Below are 3,215 nucleotides of genomic sequence, written 5' to 3'. Positions count from 1 at the left end.
CCGGCGCCGACCACGGCGCCGAGGGCGCGTTCATTGCTGGAAATCCGGCTGCCGGCGAGGCCGCCGATGACGGCGCCGATGGCGGCGCCGACCTGCTGGCGTCCGCCGGGGGCGTCGCAGTTGGTGATGCCGTTGGCCTGCTGGGCGAGGGCGGCGGTCGGGAGCGCCATCGGGGCCAGTCCGCCCAGCAGGGCGGCGGCGGCGACGGCGGCGGTGATCTTGTTCTTCGACATGGCTCAGTCTCCTGTCATCGAGTTGGTCGATGGCAGGCACAATGCGCCGGCCGACATGAAGGCTCCCGGAGGCAGGTCGTTATATTCGGTTCATGTAGGTTGCCGCACGAACGCGGGTCGGCGGCTCAGGCCCCGGCGAGGCGGCCGTTCGCCCCGTCCTCGATCAGCTGGATGGTCTGCGGCAGGCCGTAGATGGCCGCGAAGGAGCCGAACCGCGGTCCCTGCGAGGCGCCCAGCAGGACTTCATACAGTGCGCCGAACCACGCCCTCAGCGGCTCGAAGGCGTGCGCCTTGCCCACCGCATAGACCTCGGCCTGGATCAGCTCGCCGTCGGTGGTGTCGGCCGGAAGGGCCTTCAGACGCGTCGCGAGGTCGAGCAGCGCCGCCTTTTCCTTGTCGTCAGGGAGGCGGTAGGCCTTCGTGGGTTTCACGAAGTCCTCGTAGTAGTTCAGGGCCCGGTCCATCAGCTGGTCGAGCAGCGGCTCGGTTTCCGGCGTCGCATCCGGCAGGTATTTGGCGAAATAGGCCCACAGCTGGGCCTTGGACGAGGCGTTGGCGACGCCGACGAGGTTCAGCAGCAGGGCGAAGGACACCGGCGAGGTGTGATCGGGCGGCGAACCGGCGTGGATCGACCAGACGGCGTTGTCGATCCGCTTGGCCGGCTCCTGGGTCTTGTACTGCTCGATGAAGCTCAAATAGTCGTCGATCGCCCGCGGAATGACGTTGAAATGCAAGCTCTTGGCTGATTTCGGCGACTGGAACATGTACCAGCTCAGGGACTCCGGCGTGCCGTAGCGCAGCCACTCCTCCATGGTCAGGCCGTTGCCCTTGGACTTGGAGATCTTCTTGCCCTCGACGTCGAGGAAGAGCTCGTAGTTGAAGCCCTCGGGCGGGACGCCGCCCAGGGCGCGGCAGACCTTCGACGACTCCCGTACGCTCTCGATCAGGTCCTTGCCCGACATTTCGTAGTCGACGTCCAGCGCGGTCCAGCGCATGGCCCAGTCGGGCTTCCACTGCAGCTTCACATGGCCGCCGGTGACGGGAACCTCGGTGCGTCCGCCCGCGGGGTCGTCGAAGACGATGGTCCCCTTCTCCACGTTCCGCTCCAGCGTCGGGACCTGCAGAACATGGCCGGTGACGGGGCTGACCGGCAGGAAGGGCGAATAGGTGGCGCGCCGCTCCTCGCCGAGGGTCGGCAGCATGATGGCCTGCACGGCGTCGAACCGCTCCAGCAGGGTCAGCAGGGTCGCGTCGAAGCGGCCGGATTTGTACTGCTCGGTCGAGGACAGGAATTCGTATTCGAAGCCGAAGCCGTCGAGGAAGGCGCGCAGGCGGGCGTTGTTGTGGGCCCCGAAGCTGTCGTGGGTGCCGAACGGATCGCGCACCACGGTCAGGGGCTTGTGCAGGTCCTCGGTCAGCATCTCCGGGTTGGGAATGCCCTCCGGAACCTTGCGCAGCCCGTCCATGTCGTCGCTGAAGGCGATCAGCCGCGTGGGCCAGTGGTCGCCGGTCAGGGCGCGGAAGGCGTTGCGCACCATGGTGGTGCGCGCCACCTCGCCGAAGGTGCCCATATGCGGCAGGCCCGACGGGCCGTATCCGGTCTCGAAGATCACGGGCCGTTGCAGGGCCTCGAAGGTCGCCAGCGCGTCGTCCGCCTTGCCGGCGTCGATCAGTAGTTTGGCCGCGTTGCGCTCGGCGTCCGACAGCCGCTTCTTCAGCACATGGGCGAGAAGATTGCGGGCCTGTTCGAACGGCCACGATTTGGCGTCGCGCGCGAGGGTTTCGAGGTTCTGCAGCATGCGAGGGGCTTTGACCCGGAAGGGCGGGCGGGTCAACAATAGCCCCATGGTTCCGACGTTCCTGATCGCGGTCGCGCTGTCCAGTCAGGTCATGACGGGTCGTAGCGATTGGGTGGTCACCCACGCGGACCGGGACGAGGCGACCGCCGTGAACATAGGCGACGCGTTCGTGCCGGATGGCAGGGATTTCAAACTGGCTCTGGCCTATACGGTATATCGGCACGGAACCGCCGAAACACGCTGGACGACGCCCGCCTACCGTCTTGAGTTCATGGCCTTCCGGTGCGCGGACAGGACCTATCGCATCCGGCGATCCATCCTGTTCAGCGGCGTTGCCGACCCCGCCGGTCCGCCCAACAGCGACGACGGCCCATATATCGATGCGAACGCAGACCCCCGGCGTTCACGGCAACTCGATGTCGTCTGTGATCCGGCGACGGGCTCCGAACTTCACCGATTTCGGGACTATTTCCGCTTCATGGACGCCTACGGCCTGAACACGCGCGGACCTTGACCCCGCCCCTCCCCCGTGGCCTTTGCGCCGCTCCATGAAGACCGCCGATTTCGACTTTCACCTGCCGGACGACCGGATCGCGCTCCGCCCCGCCGAGCCGCGGGATTCCGCCCGCCTGCTGGTGGTGCGGGACGGCGGGCTGGAGGACCGGATCATCCGCGACCTGCCGGACTTCCTGCGCCCCGGCGACGCCCTGGTGTTCAACGACACGCGGGTGATCCCGGCGCGGCTGTCGGGGGTGCGCGAGCGGATCGGAGCGGAGGGCGAGACCCTGACCGTCGCGGTCGAGGCCACCCTGCATCACCGCGACGCGCCGGACGTCTGGTCCGCCTTCATGAAGCCGGGCAAGCGGATCAAGCCGGGGGATCGCATCCGTTTCGGCCCGGACAGCGACGGCGCCTGCCTGCTCGGCCGCCTGGACGCCACCGTGGTCGACAAGGGCGAGGACGGGCTGGTGACGCTGCGCTTCGACCTGTCGGGGCCGTTCCTGGACGAGGCCATCCGCGACGTCGGGATCATGCCCCTGCCGCCCTATATCGCCGCCAAGCGGCCCGAGGACGACCGCGATCGCTCAGACTACCAGACCATGTTCGCCCACTGGGACGGCTCGGTCGCCGCGCCGACGGCGGGTCTGCATTTCACGCCGGCCCTGATGGCGGCGATCGAGGC

Annotated in this window: 4 protein-coding genes; 2 read left to right on the top strand and 2 right to left on the bottom strand. The window is 67.8% G+C overall.

Features of this window, described 5'->3' with window-relative positions:
* Both RDU12_RS14235 and RDU12_RS14230 read right to left on the bottom strand, forming a co-directional pair.
* The coding region (locus RDU12_RS14235; RefSeq protein WP_308685284.1) for a glycine zipper 2TM domain-containing protein at positions 1–233 on the bottom strand (233 nt) is incomplete at its 3' end.
* A gap of 125 nt (positions 234–358) precedes the next feature.
* On the bottom strand, positions 359–2,032 hold the full coding sequence (locus RDU12_RS14230; protein WP_300291471.1) for a lysine--tRNA ligase: 1,674 nt from the start codon (positions 2,030–2,032) through the stop codon (positions 359–361).
* 46 nt (positions 2,033–2,078) lie between these two features.
* Between RDU12_RS14230 and RDU12_RS14225 the strand changes: the two genes are divergently transcribed.
* Positions 2,079–2,546 carry a hypothetical protein gene (locus RDU12_RS14225; protein WP_300291470.1) on the top strand — a complete coding sequence of 156 codons (468 nt, stop codon included), beginning with the start codon at positions 2,079–2,081 and terminating at the stop codon, positions 2,544–2,546.
* 34 nt (positions 2,547–2,580) lie between these two features.
* On the top strand, positions 2,581–3,215 hold a 635-nt coding region (locus RDU12_RS14220; protein ID WP_308685281.1), incomplete at its 3' end, for an S-adenosylmethionine:tRNA ribosyltransferase-isomerase.

Source organism: Brevundimonas sp., assembly GCF_031082345.1.
Classification (GTDB): domain Bacteria; phylum Pseudomonadota; class Alphaproteobacteria; order Caulobacterales; family Caulobacteraceae; genus Brevundimonas.
The sequence above is the reverse complement of the archived record's forward strand: the minus strand, read 5'-3'. Positions and strand labels throughout refer to the sequence as shown.

Bases quoted from the DNA above. Each gene is read 5' to 3' on its own strand.
- RDU12_RS14230 (WP_300291471.1), bottom strand. From the start codon at position 2,032: ATGCTGCAGAACCTCGAAACCCTCGCGCGCGACGCCAAATCGTGGCCG.
- RDU12_RS14225 (WP_300291470.1), top strand. From the start codon at position 2,079: ATGGTTCCGACGTTCCTGATCGCGGTCGCGCTGTCCAGTCAGGTCATG.